Below are 19,654 nucleotides of genomic sequence, written 5' to 3' on the forward strand. Positions count from 1 at the left end.
ACGTCGCCGTGACTCCCTAGACGACTGGCCAACGGCGCTCGACAAATAGGTACCGCCGGGTAACATCCGATGAGAACCGCAGGACGTGGACGTTGTCATCCGTCCGTCAGTCGATGGTCATACGTGAGTCAGACACCTATCCGTATTCTATCATACCCAGTATTATAAAATATCCCGTCAGTGACGCTCACTGAGAAACGCCGTAACTTCGGCGGCCGACGGAACGTTGCGTGCACCCTCTCGTCCGGCCGTCAGCGCACCGCAGGCGTTGGCGTACTCGAGCGCCCGGTCGAGGTCGACTCCGTCCCCGTTCCGGTCGCCGTCGATCATCGTCGCGAGAAAGCCGGCCGCGAAGGCGTCACCGGCACCCGCGGTGTCGACCGTCTCGACCTCGAACCCGGGGTGGACGCGGTCGCCGTCGGGTGCGTGGACCAGGGCGCCGTCGGCGCCGTGTTTGACGACGACGAGTCGATCGTCGAACGTCGACGCGCTGTACTCGTCTTCGAGCATCGTCTCGGCCTCGCGATCGTTGACGAAGATCACGTCCGCGAGCGCGAGCGCGTCGCCGTAGTCCCGATCGCCGAGCCGACGCCCCGGATCGAAGCTGACAGTGACGTCGGCCTCGCTCGCGATGGACGCGATCTCGGCGGCAGTGTCGGGTCGTTGGCTCGTCAGATGGACGTGACTCGACGCCCGGATCCGCTCGGGCTCGAGATCCTCCGGACCGACGGCCTCGTTGACGCCGTCGTTTCCGAGTACGGCGACCTCCCCGCTGTCTTCGACCAGCAGGTACTTCACCGCCGTATCGGCGTCCTCGACGATCCGCACGCCGTCGATCGAGACTCCGGTCTCCTCGAGCTCGTGGCGGGCCAACAGTCCGTTGTCGTCGTCGCCGACGCTCCCGATGAGCCCGACGTCGACCTCGAGTCCGGCCAGCGTCGCGGCGACGTTCGCGGCGCTGCCGCCGCCGGACTGTCGCTGCGAGCGGATCGACGCCTCGCCGTCGGCAGCCGGAAATCGATCGATGCGCAACGTCACGTCCCAGTTGACGTGACCCGCAGTGAGGACGGTAACCATAGCAGATTATCAACAGAGGGCGCGGGAGGCAAAAAGTCTAGGTGACGAGAAACAGCAACACGTTGTGCGCGCCCGGTCCGAGGCCGACCGCAGCGAGGAGGGCGAGCAACGCCCGTCCCTGTCGCGGGGCGTCCTCGACGTACTCCCGGAACAGGCCGACGATCACCAGCGCGAGCGCGATCTTCACGACGATGAACAGCCAGCCGCCGCCCACGTACTCTGCGGTCGGCAGGGCGTGGCCAGCCTCGAGGATCAGAAGCGAGAGCGGAACCTCCTCGCTGGCTCCCAGGACGTCGAAGCCGATCGCCGTCGAGATCCCGTCGAGCGTGTGACCGAAGACGACCAGGAGTCCGGTCGCGCCCGTGACGGCGACGACGTCCTCGTAGCGTCGCCCGAAGGCGATCCAGACGGCGGCCGTGACCAGCACCGTCAGGACGACCGAAAGCAGCGGCCAGAAGACCCCGTCGAACCCGCCCCCGGCGCCGACGGCGGTCGCCGCGGCGCCGACGAGTCCGACGCCGCCGAGGACGGCGACGGGCCACTCGGTCGTGATCCCGACCCCGGTTCGCTCGAGGACGATCCCGCCGATCCAGACCGCGCCGGCGACGACCCCCGTGACCAGGTAGACACTCGGCGTGCCAAAGAGGACGGCGACGTCCTCAGGGTAGGCGCCGAGCCGGTGGAGGACGTGGAGGCTCGATCCCACCACCATCCAGGGCGCGAAGGCAAGCACCGTCCGATCGGTCACGCGGGGATCAAGCGACCACAGCGCCGCGCCGACGCCGACGGCCGCGAGCACGAGCGGGACGAGCAGCTGCCAGGGCGGGAGCGCGAACCCCTCGGGAAGCACCATACCCGAGTTGGGACACAGCAGCGACTAACCGTTTCCGATCCGGAACGTCGAGGACGTCGCCGTCCCTCCCGCTTCCAGACGCGGGCGGCGGCCGGGCTAGGGATGACACAAATATAGCGGAAGCCCACGACTTCAGTCGTGGGAGGACGTCACGGTCCGACTCAGACCTCCCAGGGCTCGCCGGTCGTCTCGCCGAACAGCTCCCGCATGAGCGTCACGATGCTCTCGGGTGGGAACTGGCCGCGCTCGGTGACGATCGCGTCGACGTGTCGCGGCGGTGTGACGTCGAAGGCTGGGTTCTCGACGGTGAGTCCCTCGTCGGTACGGTCGCCGCCGGTGATGTCGGCGTACTCGGTCTCCGAGAGCACCTCCGACTCGTCGCGCATCTCGATCTCGACGGTGTGGCCAGTCATCGTGTCCGGATGCAGCTTGATCGTCTGGGCGGCGACCATCACCGGGACGCCCCGTTCGCGGGCGTTGACCGCCAGCCCGCTGGTACCGATCTTGTTGATGACGCTGCCGTCGGCCGCGATGCTGTCGGCGCCGACCAGGACGTGATCGGCGTCGTCCAGGTAGCGCCGGGCCGCGTTGTCGACGACCAGCGTCACGGGCACGCCCCACTCCCGGAGCTGTTCGGCCGTGATGTGGCCCTGCTTTCGCGGTCGGGTCTCCTTGACGATCGCCTCGATCTCTTTGCCCGCGTCCAGCGCCGCCTCCACGCAGGACAGCGCGTCCGTCGAGTGACAGTGGGTCATCACCACGTCGCCGTCCCGCAGGCGGTTCGCGCCGACCTCGCCGAGCTGTTCCTGGGCCTGTTCGAGGTCGGTCCGGAACTCCTCGGCGCTTGCGATCGTCGACTCCCGGAGCTCCTCGACGGTTTCGCCTTCGATCCCCCGAAGCACGTACCGAAGCGCGTTGGGCAGACTGACCGCGGTGGGTCGAGTCTCGTACAGTTCCCTGGCCGCGGCACGCAGCTGATCGCGAAACGCCGCCGGCGTCGCGGCGTCGGAGCGTTCGGCCTGGGTGGCCAGTGCCTCCGCTGCCGCGTCGCCGATCGTCGCCGCGCCACGGATCTCCATCGTCGCGATGTCGTCGGCCGTCGCTTCGACGACGGCTGCGACGTCGGGCTGATCCTCGTCCATGGGGGCCATAGCTCCCGGACCCAAATAAGGGATCGGACGGATTTTTGATCGTTCGGCGAGTCGGTCCGGTATGGATCGCGCCGAACTCGCGCCGCTGATCGACCACACCGTCCTCGGCCCCGAGACGACCATCGCCGACGTCGAGGACGTCCTCGACGACGCCGCCGACCACGGGATGAACGCCTGTATCCCGCCCTACGCCGTCGACCACGCCGCCGACTACGCGCCCGAGGTCACCCTCGCGACCGTGATCGGGTTTCCCCACGGCCAGAACGCTCCCGAGGTGAAACACCGGGAGGGCGTCCTCGCCTGGAAGGCCGGCGCCGACGAGCTCGACGTCGTCCTCAACGTCGCCCACGTCAAGGCGGGTCGGCTCGAGGACGTCGAGGACGAGCTCGCGGAACTCGTCGCGGCCGTCCCGATCCCGGTCAAGGTGATCATCGAGACCGCTCTGCTGACCGACGCGGAGAAACACGACGCCTGCGAGGCCGCCCGCGAGGCCGACGCGGCGATGGTCAAGACGTCGACGGGCTTCGCGGAGGGGGGCGCCATCGTCGCGGACGTCGAACTCATGAGCGAGTATCTCCCGGTCAAGGCAAGCGGCGGCGTCGGCAGCTACGACGAGGCGATGGCGATGCTCGAGGCCGGCGCCGAGCGTATCGGGGCCTCGAGCGGGATCGAGATCCTCGAGGGCGCACCGGAGTAGCACGGCAGCGTCTCGACTTCTGCCGATCGAATCGTGAAAAAGCGTCGCTGACGGTGCCGCGATGGACCCCTAGTTTGCGGGTTCGTCGGCGGATTCTCCCGTTTCGTTCCGCGACTCCACCGATGCGTCGGTCGCAGCTCGTCGGCGTACCCACTCGAGTCCTACCGCACCTCCCACGAGGCCAGCACCGGTGGTAAAGCCGGGAACGGAGTCGGCCTCTTCGTCGGCTGCAGTATCGTCGTCCCCGTCTTCGATGGCATCCGAGTCGTCGTCCCCGTTATCATCGTCTTCGTCCCCGTCGTCTTCCTCGACGTCACCTGGTTCGTACTCTTCGTCGTTACCGTCCTCGAGGTCGTCCGGGTCGTCGTCTCCGGCGGTATCCTCCGACTCGTCTGTGTCCCCGCGGTCATCGTCATCGCCGTCGGCGTCCGCCTCGGTATCGTACTCCTCATCCCTCTCATCGTCGTCGGACTCTTCGGGCTGGGCGTCACCATCGTCGTCTCCCTCTGGTCCTTCCCCGGCGTCCTCGTCATCCTTGCTCTCGTCGTCACTGCCTTCCTGCCTATCGTCGTCCTCCTGACCGTCTCCGTCGCCGTTATCACCGGTTTGCTCGCGAAGTGCGACGAGGCCCTCGCCCTCGTGGTCGTCGTGTTCGACGTAGAGCGTCTCGTCGTCGATAGCCACGACGTGGCCGATCGGACGGTCGTCGGCCGAGATCGTCCACCGCTCGCTCCCGTTGTACTTATTCAGGGCGACGAGCTCGTCGTGGTACTCCGAGTGATCGAGGTCGTCGGCATCTGTGGTGTCGCCGGTCCCTGCGTTGTCGTTGATATGCAGGTAGACGGTATCACCGCCGATAGCTGCCGCATCGTTGACGTTTCGGAGCACGTCGACACCCCAGTCGTCAGCGTCGTCGGAAATCGAGGTTGCGGTCAGTGCGTCGCCGTAGTAGCCGCCGATGTAGATATCCTCACCGAGGACGAGCTCGACTCCCTCGGCCGTCGCTTTTCCCCTCTCTTCGCCCGTCAACGGATCGTACATATGCCGGGCATAGTGACTGTGCTGGCCGAGGGCGACACCTCCCGACGTCGCCCGGATCGGGCCGACGCCCTCCGGTCCTCCCTCAGTGTGCCAAACCACGTCGCCGGTGTCCGGATTCAACGCTACTCTCACCCGGGTCGATTCGCCCTCCGCTGCGGTGTAGATGACGCCGTTCGCAGCAGCTGTCCCCCCGAACAGATCGTACTCCTCGTGGTCTTTGGGTCCGGTGGTGATCGTCTCGTTTTCCCATCGGATCGAGCCGTCGTCTGCCTCCCGAGCGTACAAGGTGCCATCGGAGAAGACGAAGACGGCGCCGTAGGCGACAGTCGGGGCACCCACTTCGTCGAAATCCACCTCCCAGCGGACGCTGCCGTCCGAGACGTTCAGCGCGACGATCTCCTCGTGATCAGTGGCGCGGTTCCCGTCCTCATTCTCGTAGACCGCTCTGCTGCGGAAATAGACGGTGTCTCCGGCGACTGCCGGTTCGATCAAGTCCCGGTCGTCGACCTCCCAGACGACCGTACCGTCCGCAGCATCGAACGCGGCGACACCGTCCTCGGTCGGCGTGTAGACGACACCGTCGACGACGGCCACCCCGCCGCTGGCGCGTTCGACCGTCCAGGCGGCCTCGAGTGCCTCGCCGTCGAACTCGGGGGCGTCGGCAGCGTACCTCGCGTGGCCAGCGTCGCCGTCGAACGCCGGCCACACCGCGTCGGTCTCCGGATTCGGATCGACGTTCGGATCGGGGAGGTCGTCGTCGCCAGACACCTCACCGGTAACGGCCGAGGAGAGCACGCTGCCGGTGGCGAGCGTCGCACCTGTCGTCAGCACTGACCGTCGTCGCCAGTTCGTCATGCGGGAACGCACTCAGCGGTGTGGAATTACTATCCGACCACTATGGCATGATTACTCTCTATACAACTGTTCCGGGATCCATTCCAGCCGGCATCGCCGGACGGTGAGACGACACAAACGGGAGGGCGGTTCGGTGTCGGCAGCAGCCGGCAGCGCTCCACCGCGGCCGTTACCACTCCTGGCCGGCGGGCGCTGCCTGCTGGGACTCGGCTTCGCCGGTCGTCTCCTCGCCGCGCACGAGGACGTACGCGATGGCGGCGATCACTCCCGCCGGGAAGAAGAAAAAGAGCAGCCCGACGGTACCAAGCGCCCACAGCAGTTCGTTGTTCTCCCGCTTCGAGGCGTCCTTGTAGATCCAGTAGCCGACGCCGATCGTGATCAACAGGAGGACGAGCGAGACCGCCAGCGCGATGATCACAAACGTCGACTCGTCCATCGGTAGCTCCTCGCCCTCGGCCTGCAGGACGAACGCGGTGTTCAGTACCGACAGCATCTCGCCACCTCCCGACCGTCGGTCGACCGACGAGCCGTCGCTCGCCTACAGCCGACGTCAGTCGACCGACTGACGGCCCGTTTTAGTTCGTTGGATGTCATGACCGTGTGACCGACTTTATGCTCTTGTATTATATTTATTAGGGTAAATTAACAGAGGTCGACGCGAATCTCTTCGCACGGTGTTCGTTCGCTTCGGGACTCACTCCGACTCGAGCAGCTGGGTGACGACGTGGGACTCGTCTTCGCCCAGCGCCGAGCGGACCAGCAGGTGACCGCCCAGCTCCGAGAGACTGATGACGTCGTCCGCGCCGGCGCGTTTGAGTTTCCGGGTGTTTTCGCGGTCGGTCGCGGCAGTGACGATTCGGACGTCGGGACGGAGCTCGCGGGCGGTCAGCACCGCCATCGCGTCCTGGGCGTCGTCGTCGGTCGCGACGAGGACGGCCCCGGCGTGCTCGATCTTGGCTCGCTGGAGGGGTTCCTCGTCGCTCGGGTTGGCCGTCAGCACGCGGATGTCGCGGTCGGAGAGCTCGTTGGCGGCCTCCTGATCCCGCGTGACGACCAGGAACTGGCGGTTCGCGTCGTCGAGTTCGTTGACGATCGGTTCGGTCAGATCCCCGTAGCCGAGCACGAGGATGTGGTCGTCCAGCAGGTCGAGTTCTGAGTCTGTCATGATTCCGAGAGTTTTCGAGATGCGCGCCTGGATCGCGGGACCGACGAGCGCCCCGATAGCGATACCGAAGCTGGCGACGCCCAGCACGACGACGGACATCGTAAAGAGGATCGCGACCTCGCTTTCGGGGCCGATGTCGCCGTAGCCGACGGTGCTCGAGGTAATCAGCGTGAAGTAGAAGGCGTCCAGCAGGTGCTCGATCCCGTCGAAGTCCTCGCGCATCGCGTACGCGCCGAAGGTACCGTAGGCCTGGACGCCGACGAGCGCGCCGCCGGCGGCGAGCTGGGTCGTGGTCAGGGAGAGCGACTGATCGAACCGGCGCCGGCTGAGCAGCAGCGTCGGCAGGGCACACACCGAGAGCACGACCAGCGGCAGCGAGTACGGGCTCGCCTGCAGGAGCCCCTGAACCGCCGTCAGCGGCAACAGCAGGGTCGTTGCCCACCAGCCGGCCCGCAGTCGCCGTCGCAGCGCGAACGCGCTGGCGAGCATCAGAAAGCCCGTCAGCGCGCCCGTAAAGCCGACCGCGTTCTGGACGGCGATCGGCACGTGGGACGCGAAGGGGCCGAAGTCGGCGGCCTGCTGGTCGATCCTGTAGATTCCGGTTGCGACCGAGAGCAGGGCGACGAGCAGGGAGAGGACGACGGCTGCACGCGTCGTCACGATCCAGCGCCAGTTCTCGGGAAGTCGCGCTACGATTCGCTCGCCGACCATACCGTCGCTCCGGGACGACGAGGCTTAAACGCCGTCGTTTCCGGTCGTTTCTCGGTCGTCGAGAAACGCCGCCGCGGCGTCCTCGCCGTTGGCGAACAGCCCCTCGAGAAACTCCGGACTTCGGTCGAGCTTCGTCCGCCAGCCCAGATCCGGGCGGCGAAAGCGGATGCGCTCGACCTCGGTGTGAGTGAACTTCTCGGGGAGGTAGCCCGCCTCGATCCAGTCGTTGAGCTGTTCGACGAATCCCACCTCGCCGTTCAGAGATTTGTTCCCCGCGAGTTCGTTTCGGCGGTCGGCGATCCCCTCGAGCGATTTCGGCACGCGAGGACGCTCCTGGGGGTTGATCTTGATCACCCAGATCTCGTCGGGATCCGGCGTCTCCCGGTTGCTCACGAACTCCTTGATCGGCGGGTTCTTCGAGAACAGCCCGTCCCAGTAGTAGTTCCCGTTTACCTCCTCGGCCGGGAAGACGTAGGGGATCGCGGCCGAGGCCAGGATCGCCTCGGGCGAGAGCTCGTCCTCGCGGAAGAGTCTGAACTCTCCCGAGAGCACGTTGGCGGCGCTGATCAGTAACGCCGGTTCGCTCCCGTCTAACAGGTCGGGGATCGCCTCGAAGTCGACGTGGCGCTCGAGCAGGTCGAGAAACTCCCGCCGTCCCCAGAGCGCGGCGGGCGACTGGTAGGGACTGACCTCGGGGGTCGGGATTCCCAGCCGCTGCAGGCGCCCGGTCCAGCGGACCGCCTCGTTCCCCAGCCGCTCGACCGGTCCCCGGGCGGCCATGTCGGCCCAGTAGTCGGCCAGCAGCTCCCCGGGCTCGTGGTCGGGGTGTTCGCGGCCGTACCACGCGAGCAGCGCGCAGACGGCTCCCCCGGAGGTTCCGCTGAAGCCCGCGATCTCGACCTCGCGGTCGAGGGTTTCGTCCTCGAGCAGCTCGGAGAGGACGCCGGCGGTAAACGCGGTGTGGCTCCCCCCGCCCTGACACGCGATCGCGACCGTCCGTGGATCGGAACTCATGGGTAGGTTGCCGAACGGTTTCCCGCCTGTCGACAAGACCGTTCGGGCTGCAGCGATCGGCACCGCCCCGATCCCTCGGGAGCGACGGAGCGACGAGCAGCGGCGACCGCACTCGCGTCGTGCGTTCGGCCCGCCGGTACGGGAGCGGTAGCTACTTGCCCGCGGCGCGGATAGCGCCACCTATGACCGAGTGGAAGCTGTTCGCGGATCTCGCCGAACGCGCTGGCGACAAACACGTCGCGGTCGAGGCCGACGCCGGGGACACCGTCGGCGACGCCCTCGAGGACCTCCTCGACGGTCGGCCCGAGCTCGAGGACCGTGTGCTCGAGGACGGCGACCTGCGCTCCCAGATCAACGTGTTACGGAACGGGACGAACGTCTTAGTCGAAGAGGACGGGCTCGAAACCGAACTCGAGGACGGCGACGAGCTGGCGCTGTTCCCGCCCGTCAGCGGCGGCTGAAGGCTGCCTCCGACCGACGCCGTCGAGACCGTCTCCACCGTTTCGCCGCGGAGCTGTAGCTTTTCTCTCAGTGCGAGCCCGAGGACGACGCTGCGCGATCGGCCGGGAAAACGGGTGTTCGAGACGGTTCGTTGCGGACCGTCTCGGTCGAGAACGACCGGTTGCGGCGCACTCGAGGGCGGTCAGCCCTCGCGGCTGCCCGTCGAGAGGTCGATCCCCAGCACGAAGTCCGGCTCCTCGGAGATGTCGGCGCCCGCGTAGGAGGCGTCGCTGACGTAGCCAGCGGTCTCGGGGATCAGGACGCGAGTCCGATCCGCGCCGAGTTCGGCGGCGTCCCGCGCGATCGCCCCGAACAGCGACCGCGCCGCGTCGACGTCGTCCCAGGCGCCGACGCCGTACTCGGCCCAGGTCTCGCTGCCGTCGTCGCCGTCACGGTCGTAGCTCCGAACCCGGTAGGCGGTTCCGGCCGTCCCGGACTCGCGGGAAACAGCGAAGACGGCCGACTCCGCGGCGAAGGTCGCGAAGTCCTCGCGGGTAAGCTCGCGTACCGCCCACGTCTCCTCGGGAGCGAAGCCGAGGCCCTGGAGGTGGTCGCGAGCGCCGCTGTGGGTCCAGTAGCGCCAGGCCGCCGCGGGGTCGTTCGCGACGTGGTCCGGCCCGGTCGCGTTCGGGTCGGGCTCGGGGTGGGCGAACCGAAACTCGGTTCGCGGCTCGAACCCGCCCGTGCGCGCGGCGCCCAGCGAGGCGGCGTTCCAGGAGAAGATCATGATCCGGCCGACGGTCGCCCCCTGCTCGCGGGCCCACTCGAAGCAGGCCTCGTTGAGCCGACCGCTCAGTCCCTGGCGCTGATACGCGGGGTTGACACGCATCCCCTGGAACCAGGCCTCGTCGTCCGACACCATCACCGCCTGGACGATCCCCGCGACCTCGTCGCCGGCGTCCGCGAGGAACGTCTTCTTTCGCTCGTCGTCGTCCTCGAGCCAGTCGTGGTAGATCTCGGGGATGTAGTCGCCGCCGCGATCCTCCCAGAGGTCCTCGGTGAACGCCTTGACGCCCTCGTAGTCGTCGTGGGTCGCCCGGCGAATTTCGATCCCGACCGACATCTCAGTTCCAGGGGGTCGACCGCGTCTGCAGTTCGCCGGCCAGCGACGTCTCCATCGCCTCCGGGACCGAGTCGGCGTTCGCCAGCGCCCACATCAGCTTGACCTTCGCGGTGCCGGGGAGGGTGTCGCCGGCCTCGATCACGCCGGCCTCGAGCAGGTCCCGACCCGTGTCGTAGACGCGGTCACAGACCCGCCCCTCCAGACACTGGCTGGTCATGACGACGGTCGTCCCGTCCTCGATCAGCTCCTCGATGCGGGGGATGAGGTCGGTGTGGACGTGGCCGAGCCCGGTCCCCTCCAGGATGAGGCCCGCGCTGCCCTCGGCGACGTCGAGGTAGGCCGGATCCATTCCGGGGGTGAACTTCAGCAGTTCGACGTCTTCCTCGAGGTCGGCCGCCAGCGCGAGCTCCGCCTCACCTCGCTGCTGGTGGTCCCCGCGGATCGTCACGCTCTCGGAGTCGTAGTCGACCTCGCCCAGCGGGTCGGCGCCGATCGTCTCGAAGGCGTCCCGACGCGAGGTGTGGTTCTTGCGAACGCGGGTGCCGCGGTGGAGCGCACAGCGGTCGTCGCTCTCGGAGGCGTGCATACAGACCATGACCTCCGCGCAGTCGCTCTTGGCGGCCTCGACCGCACAGACGGCGTTCATCACGTTATCCGAGGACGGCCGATCCGCCGAGCGCTGGCTCCCCGTGAAGACGACCGGTACCGGCGTCTCGAGCATGAAGGCGAGCGCGGAGGCGGAGTACTGCATCGTGTCGGTGCCGTGCATGACGACGACGCCGTCGGCGCCCGCTTCGATCTCCTCGCGGACCGCCTCGGCGAGCTCCACCCAGATCGGGGGTTCCATGTTCTCCGAGAGGATGTTGGCGACGACCCGTCCCCGGTAGTTCGCCCGGCCCGCCAGGTCGGGCACCGCACGCAGGACGTCCTCGGCGTCGAACTGTGCGGTCACCGCCCCGGTGCGGTAGTCGACCGTCGAGGCGATCGTTCCGCCGGTGGAGATCAGCGCGATCGTCGGCAGCTCCTCGTCGAACTCGACCGCCGAGCCACCGTCCTCGTCGCCGCTGGCGCCGTCGATCTCGTAGACGTCCTGCTCGAGGACGTCGACCGCGGCGTCCTCGCGGTCGATCCCGACGTTGTAGCCGCCCTCGAGTTTCACCACGAGCTGCTGGTCGGTACTGGAGGGCAACAGGACCCCCTCGTAGCTGCGGTCCGCGCGCTCGACGCGAACGCGGTCGCCTGGATTCATGTGCCTCCGTTGCGCGGCGCCGGACTTGAAGGCACGCTTTCGTCGTCGGGGTGACTGTGTCGCCGAAGGAGGGGCGACCGCGTCGCCGTCGGCGGACTACGTCACTAGTCCGACGGCGACGAGGCCAACGCCCATCAACAGGAGCACGCCGGCGATGACCGCCGTCAGCAGACGGACGGTACTCAAGGCGTCGCGGGTGAGATCGAGCCGGGGATAGAGGTGGCGACCTGCGTACAGCAACCCTCCCCCGAGAGCGATCGAGATCACCCCGAAGACGATCAGCTCGGTAGTCACTGACACCCGCTACGTCGGCGAGCCTAAAAAGAACGCCCGTCGACCGTGGGAAAAGGCCATGGTTCCGGGACGCCTGCATTCGCGTATGGGCGACCGTTCGGACGAGTTCGTCGAGGCGGACGAACCCGGGGAGCGCTCGACCGACGAGCTCCTCGAAGAGACGGAGCGGCTGCTCTCCGGGTCGGACGCGGAGATCGACGCGGGCCCGAGCTCGGGCGCGGACGCGTCCTCCGCGTCCTCGACGGACGCGGATACGGAATCGACGTCGGCCGAGGACGCCTCGCTGCGGTCGCGGCTGCCGTCGCTCCCTCGTCCCTCGCTCGGCGCCGGGTTCTCGCCGAAGGGGTTTCTCGCACTCGTCGGCGCGCTTGGGGTCGGCTTCTTCGCGGGCGAGCTGGTGATCCCGATCGCCGGCCAGATCGTCGGGATGCTCGCCGTCGCCTTTGCGATCGGGATCGCCACGTCGAAACGCCGCTACCTGGAGGTGGGAGCGGCCGGCGCCGCCGTCGGCGGGATCGCCGCGGTGGTAAGCAACGCGGTGTTGGCGGTCGCCGGTTCGGGACGGGCAGTGCTGGCGGTCGGGGTGACGGCCGGGCTGGTGGCCTGTCTCGTCGGCTACTACCTCGGTCGGGACCTCCGGAACGGGCTGTTTCAGGAGATCGAGTGAGTGCCATCTGAAATACTGGTCGGATCGCCCGGGGTAGGAGTGGGGTTCCGTGAGAACGGTCGGCTACCGGGTGTCATTCTCTCGCTGGCCTACTTACGGGTAGAGCACGTTCATTCGAACGATGGCTACCGAGGCAACATTCACTGTCCCGTCGGACGAGTTTCCCCTGGGAACCGTCTTCGAGCAGTTGCCCGACGTAACGGTCACACTGGAGCGGATCGTCCCGGCACAGGACGTCGTCGTGCCCTACTTCTGGGTACGAGGGACCGACGTCGACGATATCGAAGCGGCGTTCACCATCCATTCCGGAGTGGAGGATATCCGTCTCGTCGATTCCGTCGAGGACGAGCATCTCCTCCGCGTGGAGTGGGCGCGGGAGTACTCCGGCGTTCTCAGCGCGCTCACGGAGATGGAACTCCCGCTCATCGAAGCTGTCGGGACGAACCAGCAGTGGACCTTCGAAATCCGCGGCGACGATCGAAGCGATATCGCGGCGTTCCAGGAGTACTGTCGGGAGTCGGACATCCCGATCACGCTCACGAAGCTACACGCACTCACACCCGTCGAGAGCGAGACCGAAGCAGCGCTGACGAACCTCCAGCAAGAGACGCTGACACTCGCGTACAACCGCGGCTACTTCGAATCTCCCCGGAAGATAACGATGGAAGAGCTCGGCGAGGAGCTCGACGTGTCCCAGCAGGCCATCGCATCCCGGCTCCGCCGCGGGATCAAGCACATCCTCGGGAGCACGCTTCCGGAGACGGACGGTGCCGACCGATAGCACGCCTAAAAAGGTGTTGTATGTCCAACAGTAGCGCTAACGACGCTCTCCGTCCAAGCACGTCGCATGCCCGACGGAGAAAGCAAACGGACGATCGCGGAATGCCTCGTCTGCAGCTCCGCCTACGCAGCCAAGGAGTGGACCGACGGAACGATTCAACCGATCGGGACGCGAAACGGGTGTCGGTGCGGTTCGACGGAGTTTCAGGCCCTCGAAACGACGGCTCCTCGCGGCCTTCGCGAGGACTCGATCGACTGACTCCCGGGAGACGTCGGGCTACTGCTACCGAGCTGTCCGAAGGTGCGATCGAACCCGTCGCTTTGCCGTCTTCACACGACGTCGATACCGGTCAGCGAACGCGCTCCCGGCCGACTACGACTCCTCGGGAACGAGCTCCCAGCCGCGCCTCGTCCGTCGGACCATCCCCTCGTCGGCCATCAGCTCGAGGATCTCGGCGACGACCTCTCGTGGCGCGTCGACGTCCGCGGCCAGATCGGAGACCGATTTGGGCTCCGAACGGATGCTCGCGAGGACGTCGGCGTAGATCCGGCTCTCGGGACCGGAGCCGACCGTCTCGGAGATCCGATCGAGCACGTCACAGACGTGTCGCTGGACCCACCGCTGGGCCAGCGAGAGTTCGTTTTCGAGCTGTTCGAGCTGTTCGAGCGTTCCCAGCAGCTCCTCTAAGTCGTCCGTCTCGCTCCAGGTGACGTCGACCTCGAGGTGACTGCAGGTCGCGATGTCGAAGCTGCTGTTCGCCGGGTAAGCGCTCTTGCTCGCGTAGCCGTACGGCGAGAGACTCACTTCCAGCCGGAGGTTGCGCGCGATGTGGAAGTACTTCCGGCGCTGGTCGTCGACCCGGCTCTCGATCAGCCCGGCGTCCTCGAGCTTGCGCAGGTGTTCGATCACCGCCTTGGGACTCACACCGAGGTACTCCGAGATCTCGGTCACGTAGCAGGGTTTCCGTGCGAGCAGTCGGAGGATACGTCTCCGGTTTTCGTTTCCCAGGAGGTCCAACAGAGCGGCGGAGTCCATTCGTACGAGAGGTTGTAGACCGTCGCTGAAAAGCGTGTCTTCTCCCCCCTGATTGCCGAGAACGTAATCACTCGTCGGCAGCCGCGTCGTCCGACGATTCAGGCGACGTCGCGCTCGACTCCTTGTCAACCGTGTCCTCGGTGTCGTCTGGCGCTGGCTTCGGATCGACGTTCCCGTCGGCCCCGTCCTCGGCGACCGGCTCACCACCGGGAGCCTGCTCGAAGCCGACCAGCTCGGTCGCGACGGCCGCGATCTGCTCGCCGCCGAGCTCGGTGAGGTCGGTTTCGATCGACTCGAGGCGGTCGGTCCCGATCCCGTTGTCGGCGGCGAGGGGCTTCGTCCGGTCGATCGCCCGCTCCATAGCGACGATCTCGACGGTCAGTTCGGTCATTCGGGCCTGGTACTGGGGCGTCGAGAGCTCGTCGCCGTCCTCCCGGAGCCGGTCGCGCTCGTTCTCGAGGACGTCGAGCTGTGTGGCCAGACTGTCGATCTGTTCGTCGACGAGCCGTTCGCGGGTCTCGTCGTCGGCGTCCTCGTACTTCGCCTCGAACAGCGCCGATTCCACGGTGCTTGCGGTGTCGGCCGCGCTCGACTGCATGAAGGTAGTGACGCCTCGCTCGACGTCGGCGTCGTGTGTCGTGTGTCCGTCCTCGTGCTGTTCGACCGCGGGACCGTCGCCGACGCTCGCCGGAGTGCCGCTGGTGGCGGGAGCGACCGCCAGCCCGACGACGAGCACCGCGGCGAGGAGGGCGACCGACCGAGTAGCGTTCATTACCCCGTTGGACCGTCGATCGGCCTAAAAAGGCGGGTCTTCGTTCGAATCGTTTACGCCCGGTTCGCGCCGTTCGGTGTGTGCCAGGGGGTTTACGCCGAGTGTAGTGGAACCGTTGTGGCCGGCCCACGGTTTGGAGCTGCGGTCGCTGGTGCCGTGAAACCGTTCGGGGTCCCGTTCGACCGTCACTCGGCCGATCAGCCGGTCGTTACCCGCCACCGGGTCTCGTTTGCGGCGCGCTTATCGTCGGCGTTATGAACTGTTGTGGCTGTGCGACTGGTCGTCGAACCGCCGAAACGGCCGGTTGCTCCTCGGCCCGGCAGACGGCAACGCTCACAGAAAAGTTATACGTCCTCGGTCCCTGGTATCTAATGACATGTTCGAGGTGTTCTCGCGAAGCTACTACCTCGGTCGTCTCTACGTCACCCCGACCGACCATCCCCGCGCCCTCATCCACGACGAACAGCACGAACGGCTCAACGAGGAGGTCTACACCACCGGCGAGGGTGTCGAGCGACTCGACGCCCCGCTGGTGATGAAACTCGAGTCCCACCACTTCCCGGTCCACGGCGACGCGTCCGTACCGACGAACACGCTCGCGCTCCCGGAGTCGCTGCTCGAGGACGTCGACGTCACGAGCCCGCCCTCGCTCCGGGAGGTGTTGCTCGCGCGCCGCCAACAGGCCGAGCAGCTGCTGACTTTCGCCGGCTGGGATCCCACTGACGTCGACCCCGGCGCCGGAACCTAGAAGTACTCCCGCTTCGCGTGTTCGCCCGGATGCTCGACGAGTTGCTCGGTCGCGCCTCCCTGAAGGAACGCATCGACGAACTCGAGGAGGAGAACGAACGACTGCGGAAGCGCTACGAGGCCGAATCCGAGCGCCGCTCCGAGGCGGTGACGGCCCGACAGGACGCCGAGGAGCGACAGAACCGCCTCGAAGACCGCATCGCCCAGCTCGAGGGCGAACTCGAGCGGATCGAGGCCGACGCCGGCGGCCCGACGGTTCGGCGACGCGTCGAACTGCGGGGCCGACGCCTCGAGGACGTCCTCGATCGGCTGCGGTCGATCCGAACCGGCCCGGAGGGCGCACTCACCGCGAGCCTCGCGGACGACGTCCCGGAGACGGTTCGGACCGAGCTCGGGGACGTGCTGGACGAGCGGGTCGCCCTGCTCGAGGACGCCGCACCCTGCCTGTGTTGTGTCGACGACGCCGGCCTCGTCTCGGTCACGCTCGACCCGCCCGTCGACCCGGGACTCGAACCGACCTGGACGGATCGGTTCCGGCTCGAGCGGGAGTGGTTCCTGCCGACCGGACGGCACGTCCTCGCGCTCGTGCGGGCGGACCTGTTCGCGCTCGGAGTCTACGAGGGCGACGAGCGCGTCGACTACCGGGGCTTCGAGAGCGACGTGAAGGGCAACCACTCGAAGGGCGGGTTCTCGCAGGCCCGCTTCGAGCGGATCCGCGACGACCAGATCGACGCCCACCTCGAGCGCTGCCGGGAAGTCCTCGCGGAACGCGACGCGGAGCGTCTCTACGTCGTCGGCCAGCGGGGCGTCGTCGACGCGCTCGTCGAGGAGGCCGCCCTCGAGCCAGCGGCGACCGCCGCCGTCGACGCCACCGGTGATCCGAAGGAAGCGCTCGAGGACGCCCGTCGCTCGTTTTGGACGACGACGCTGACCGTCGTCTGAGCGTCGCGTGCGCAGCGGTCACGACCGCCGAAACGGACGGACATCAGGGCATTCATTACCGCGCCGTTCGACTGTCGAGTGATGAGTATCCCGTCGTTCGTCATCGGCATCGCCGGCGGCACGGGCGCCGGAAAGACGACGGTTTCCCGGACCGTCGCCGAGACGGTCGGCGAGGCCGTCACGCGGATCCCCCTGGACAACTACTACGAGGACCTCTCGCATCTCGAGTACGAGGAGCGCGCCGAGGTCAACTACGACCACCCCTCCGCCTTCGAGTGGGAGCTGCTTCGCGACCAGCTCGACTCGCTGCTGATGGGCCAGCCCGTCGAGATGCCCCAGTACGACTTCGAGGTGCACAACCGCAAGGACGAGCGGGTCACCGTCGAGCCCTCCGACGTGATCGTCCTCGAGGGCATCCTCTCGCTGTTCGACGAGCAAGTCCTCGAGATGCTCGACCTGAAGGTGTATGTGATGACCGACGCCGACGTCCGCATCCTCCGGCGGATCGAGCGCGACGTCATCGACCGGGGTCGGGATCTGGAGGGCGTCATCGACCAGTACCTCGGGACGGTGAAGCCGATGCACGAACAGTTCGTCGCGCCGACGAAGAAAAACGCCGACATCATCATCCCCGAGGGAGCGAACCGGATGGCCGTCGACCTGCTGGTCGAGAAGGTCGAGGCCGAGCTCGCGCCCGGCGATCCCGACGCCGACGGCGATCGGACGTTCCCCCTCGAGGTCGGCGAGGGCCGACCGACGCGGGTCGATGCCGACTCCTCGAGCCGTCCCGACGACTGAGACGGATTGCCGTCCCGAGCTCCCGGCGCAACCGCCGTTCGGTCGCGGTTGGGCCGGAACTGACCGACAGTAACCCGTACGAAACGCCGATCCCGCCGAGTCCGCACACTGCGTGTGTCACCCGTCTGCCAGTCCGTCGGCGAGATCTCTACCGTTAAGTGATCGCTCGTCAGATGGCTCCGTATGCAGATCGCGATTCTCGCTCACGAGAAGTTCCCCGGTCGCGCCAAGACCGCCCTGGGAGTGCTCCGCTATGCCGACTACGACGTCGAGGCCGTCCTCGACCGCGACAGCGCCGGCGACCGCGTCGTCGACCACGTTCCCGACGTCCAGGACGCTCCGATCGTCGCGGGGATGGACGACGTCGAGGACGTCGACGCCCTGCTGATCGGAATCGCCCCGATCGGTGGCGGCTTCGACGAGAGCTGGCGCGAGGACGTCCGGACGGCCCTCGAACGGGGCTGTGACGTTATCTCGGGACTGCACTACTTCCTCGAAGACGACGAGGAGTTCGCCGTCCTCGCCGAGGAGAACGACTGCGAGCTGTGGGACGTCCGTAACCCGTCCGAGGACCTGACCGTCGCAGACGGCGTCGCCGGCGACGTCGACGCCGAGGTCATCCTCACCGTCGGCACCGACTGCTCGGTCGGCAAGATGACCGTCTCGATGGAGCTGGCCCGCGACGCCCGCGAGGCCGGCTACGACGCGGCCGTGATCCCGACGGGCCAGACCGGGATCATGATCGAGGGCTGGGGGAACCCGATCGACCGCGTCGTCTCGGATTTCACTGCCGGTGCGGTCGAGGAGATGATCCTCGAGAAGGGCGACGAACACGACTACCTCTTCGTCGAGGGGCAGGGCAGTATCGTCCACCCCGCCTACTCGGCGGTGACCTGTGGTATCCTCCACGGCTCGATGGCCGACCAGCTCGTGCTCTGTCACGACGCCGGCCGGGAGGCGATCCACGGCTACGAGGAGTTCGAGCTCCCCTCGCTGCCGAGCTACGTCGATCTCTACGAGGACCTCGCCGAACCGGTCGCCGACGCGACCGTCACCGCCGGCGCGCTCAACACCTCGGATCTCGCGGACGACGCCGCGGCCCGGGACACGGTCGAAGAGTACGCCGACGCGATCGACGCGCCCGCGGCCGACGTGATCCGATTTGGCACCGACGACCTGCTGGAGGCGCTGCTCGAATGAGCCTCGAGACCGAGTTCGAACGACACACCCTGCCCCTCGAGTTTCCCTTTGGTATCTCGCGGGGCACCGCGACCGACGCGGAGGTCGTCACCGTCCGGATCGAGGACGACGAGGGTCTCGTCGGCGTCGGCGGCGCGGGTCCCTCGTCCCACTACGGGGAGACGCCCGACACCGTCGCCGCGGTCCTGCCCGACCTGCTGGCGGTCGTCGAGGACGTCGGCGATCCCCACGAACTCGAGCGGATCGAGCGCCGCATGCGCGAGACCGTCAACCGAAATCCGGCGGCCCGCTGTGCGGTCAGCGTCGCCGTCCACGATCTCGTCGCCAAACGCCTGGAGGTACCGCTCTATCGCTACTGGGGGCTCGATCCCGAGGACACGCTCGAGACCTCCTACACGATCGGGCTCGACGACCCCGAGACGATGCGCGAGAAGACCGAGACGGCCCTCGAGCGGGGTCACGGACGGCTGAAAGTTAAGCTCGGCACCGACCGCGATATCGAGATCGTTCGGACGATCCGCTCGGTCGCGCCCGACGTCGACCTCTTCGTCGACGCCAACGAGGCCTGGACGCCCCGCGAGGCCGTCCGCAAGATCGACCGTCTCGCCGAGTTCGACCTCGAGTTCGTCGAACAGCCAGTCGCCGCCGAGGACCCGGAGGGGCTGCGGTTCGTCTACGAGCGCTCGTCGCTGCCGATCGCGGCCGACGAGTCCTGTATCACCGTCGAGGACGTCCCGCGGATCGCCGACCGCTGTGACATCGCGAACCTGAAGCTGATGAAGTGTGGCGGCCTCCGTGAGGCGAAGCGACTGATCCACACCGCCCGCGCCCACGGGCTCGAGGTGATGTGTGGCTGCATGACCGAGTCCAACGCCTCCATCGCGGCGGCCTGCCACCTCGCGCCGCTGCTCGACTACGCCGATCTGGACGGCTCCCTGCTGCTCGAGGAGGATCCCTACGACGGCGTCCCGATGTCCGGCGGCGAGATCGACCTCGGGGGGCTCGAGCGGGCCGGAACGGGCGCCGTCCTCGAGGAGTAGG

General features: G+C 67.3%; 21 protein-coding genes. 9 read left to right on the forward strand and 12 right to left on the reverse strand.

Annotation, left to right across the window (positions count from 1 at the left end; translation table 11 throughout):
- Positions 1-177: 177 nt before the first annotated feature.
- The 3 genes from NATOC_RS01895 to NATOC_RS01905 all read right to left on the reverse strand — a co-directional run bounded on the left by NATOC_RS01895 (position 178) and on the right by NATOC_RS01905 (position 3,072).
- Positions 178-1,077: a carbohydrate kinase family protein gene (locus NATOC_RS01895; protein ID WP_015319721.1), complete on the reverse strand. Its 900-nt coding sequence runs from the start codon at positions 1,075-1,077 to the stop codon at positions 178-180.
- A 37-nt stretch (positions 1,078-1,114) separates the two neighbouring features.
- Positions 1,115-1,930, reverse strand: a complete 816-nt coding sequence (locus tag NATOC_RS01900; RefSeq protein WP_015319722.1) for a DUF63 family protein — start codon at positions 1,928-1,930, stop codon at positions 1,115-1,117.
- Between the two features lie 161 nt (positions 1,931-2,091).
- The gene (locus NATOC_RS01905) at positions 2,092-3,072 is read right to left on the reverse strand and encodes a ribose 1,5-bisphosphate isomerase (protein WP_049888621.1); all 981 of its coding nucleotides are present in this window, start codon (positions 3,070-3,072) and stop codon (positions 2,092-2,094) included.
- A 70-nt stretch (positions 3,073-3,142) separates the two neighbouring features.
- Here NATOC_RS01905 and deoC point away from each other — a divergent pair, with 70 nt between their 5' ends.
- The gene (gene deoC / locus NATOC_RS01910) at positions 3,143-3,778 is read left to right on the forward strand and encodes a deoxyribose-phosphate aldolase (RefSeq protein ID WP_015319724.1); all 636 of its coding nucleotides are present in this window, start codon (positions 3,143-3,145) and stop codon (positions 3,776-3,778) included.
- Between the two features lie 69 nt (positions 3,779-3,847).
- Here deoC and NATOC_RS01915 read toward each other — a convergent pair whose 3' ends face one another.
- The 4 genes from NATOC_RS01915 to NATOC_RS01930 all read right to left on the reverse strand — a co-directional run bounded on the left by NATOC_RS01915 (position 3,848) and on the right by NATOC_RS01930 (position 8,564).
- Positions 3,848-5,674: an outer membrane protein assembly factor BamB family protein gene (locus NATOC_RS01915; protein ID WP_015319725.1), complete on the reverse strand. Its 1,827-nt coding sequence runs from the start codon at positions 5,672-5,674 to the stop codon at positions 3,848-3,850.
- Between the two features lie 169 nt (positions 5,675-5,843).
- Positions 5,844-6,167: a hypothetical protein gene (locus tag NATOC_RS01920; protein ID WP_015319726.1), complete on the reverse strand. Its 324-nt coding sequence runs from the start codon at positions 6,165-6,167 to the stop codon at positions 5,844-5,846.
- Positions 6,168-6,368: 201 nt separating this feature from the next.
- Positions 6,369-7,550 carry an NAD-binding protein gene (locus tag NATOC_RS01925; RefSeq protein ID WP_015319727.1) on the reverse strand — a complete coding sequence of 394 codons (1,182 nt, stop codon included), beginning with the start codon at positions 7,548-7,550 and terminating at the stop codon, positions 6,369-6,371.
- Between the two features lie 24 nt (positions 7,551-7,574).
- The gene (locus tag NATOC_RS01930; RefSeq protein ID WP_015319728.1) at positions 7,575-8,564 is read right to left on the reverse strand and encodes a patatin-like phospholipase family protein; all 990 of its coding nucleotides are present in this window, start codon (positions 8,562-8,564) and stop codon (positions 7,575-7,577) included.
- Positions 8,565-8,746: 182 nt separating this feature from the next.
- Between NATOC_RS01930 and NATOC_RS01935 the strand changes: the two genes are divergently transcribed.
- Positions 8,747-9,025, forward strand: a complete 279-nt coding sequence (locus tag NATOC_RS01935; RefSeq protein ID WP_015319729.1) for a ubiquitin-like small modifier protein 1 — start codon at positions 8,747-8,749, stop codon at positions 9,023-9,025.
- Between the two features lie 182 nt (positions 9,026-9,207).
- On the opposite strand, the gene NATOC_RS01940 is transcribed toward NATOC_RS01935, so the two are convergent.
- From NATOC_RS01940 to NATOC_RS01950, 3 genes are all read right to left on the reverse strand, one after another.
- Complete coding sequence (locus NATOC_RS01940) at positions 9,208-10,128, reverse strand: GNAT family N-acetyltransferase (protein WP_015319730.1); 921 nt, start codon at positions 10,126-10,128, stop codon at positions 9,208-9,210.
- Position 10,129: 1 nt separating this feature from the next.
- Positions 10,130-11,377: a Glu-tRNA(Gln) amidotransferase subunit GatD gene (gene gatD, locus NATOC_RS01945; RefSeq protein ID WP_015319731.1), complete on the reverse strand. Its 1,248-nt coding sequence runs from the start codon at positions 11,375-11,377 to the stop codon at positions 10,130-10,132.
- A gap of 96 nt (positions 11,378-11,473) precedes the next feature.
- The gene (locus tag NATOC_RS01950; RefSeq protein WP_049888622.1) at positions 11,474-11,671 is read right to left on the reverse strand and encodes a hypothetical protein; all 198 of its coding nucleotides are present in this window, start codon (positions 11,669-11,671) and stop codon (positions 11,474-11,476) included.
- Positions 11,672-11,756: 85 nt separating this feature from the next.
- On the opposite strand from NATOC_RS01950, the gene NATOC_RS01955 reads away from it, so the two are divergent.
- Positions 11,757-12,338 (forward strand): hypothetical protein, encoded by a 582-nt coding sequence (locus NATOC_RS01955; protein WP_015319733.1) that lies wholly within the window; start codon positions 11,757-11,759, stop codon positions 12,336-12,338.
- A gap of 121 nt (positions 12,339-12,459) precedes the next feature.
- Entirely contained in the window at positions 12,460-13,119 is a 660-nt protein-coding gene (locus NATOC_RS01960) for a helix-turn-helix domain-containing protein (protein WP_015319734.1), read from the forward strand.
- Between the two features lie 372 nt (positions 13,120-13,491).
- Here the strand turns inward: NATOC_RS01960 and NATOC_RS01970 are convergent, their stop codons facing one another.
- The gene (locus tag NATOC_RS01970; RefSeq protein WP_015319736.1) at positions 13,492-14,154 is read right to left on the reverse strand and encodes an ArsR/SmtB family transcription factor; all 663 of its coding nucleotides are present in this window, start codon (positions 14,152-14,154) and stop codon (positions 13,492-13,494) included.
- 67 nt (positions 14,155-14,221) lie between these two features.
- Positions 14,222-14,926, reverse strand: coding sequence for a hypothetical protein (locus NATOC_RS01975; RefSeq protein ID WP_015319737.1), 705 nt, complete (start codon positions 14,924-14,926; stop codon positions 14,222-14,224).
- Between the two features lie 376 nt (positions 14,927-15,302).
- On the opposite strand from NATOC_RS01975, the gene NATOC_RS01980 reads away from it, so the two are divergent.
- The 5 genes from NATOC_RS01980 to NATOC_RS02000 all read left to right on the forward strand — a co-directional run bounded on the left by NATOC_RS01980 (position 15,303) and on the right by NATOC_RS02000 (position 19,653).
- A complete protein-coding gene (locus tag NATOC_RS01980) occupies positions 15,303-15,674 on the forward strand; it encodes a DUF5802 family protein (RefSeq protein WP_015319738.1) in 372 nt (123 codons plus the stop codon).
- Positions 15,675-15,703: 29 nt separating this feature from the next.
- Positions 15,704-16,615, forward strand: a complete 912-nt coding sequence (locus NATOC_RS01985) for a Vms1/Ankzf1 family peptidyl-tRNA hydrolase (RefSeq protein WP_015319739.1) — start codon at positions 15,704-15,706, stop codon at positions 16,613-16,615.
- Between the two features lie 81 nt (positions 16,616-16,696).
- On the forward strand, positions 16,697-17,413 hold the full coding sequence (gene udk / locus NATOC_RS01990; RefSeq protein WP_015319740.1) for a uridine kinase: 717 nt from the start codon (positions 16,697-16,699) through the stop codon (positions 17,411-17,413).
- Between the two features lie 183 nt (positions 17,414-17,596).
- Positions 17,597-18,613 carry a DUF1611 domain-containing protein gene (locus tag NATOC_RS01995; protein WP_015319741.1) on the forward strand — a complete coding sequence of 339 codons (1,017 nt, stop codon included), beginning with the start codon at positions 17,597-17,599 and terminating at the stop codon, positions 18,611-18,613.
- Positions 18,610-19,653, forward strand: a complete 1,044-nt coding sequence (locus NATOC_RS02000; RefSeq protein WP_015319742.1) for a dipeptide epimerase — start codon at positions 18,610-18,612, stop codon at positions 19,651-19,653. The genes NATOC_RS01995 and NATOC_RS02000 overlap by 4 nt, the downstream gene beginning before the upstream one ends.
- The last annotated feature ends 1 nt before the right edge of the window (position 19,654 follow it).

The organism is Natronococcus occultus SP4 (assembly GCF_000328685.1).
GTDB lineage: Archaea > Halobacteriota > Halobacteria > Halobacteriales > Natrialbaceae > Natronococcus > Natronococcus occultus.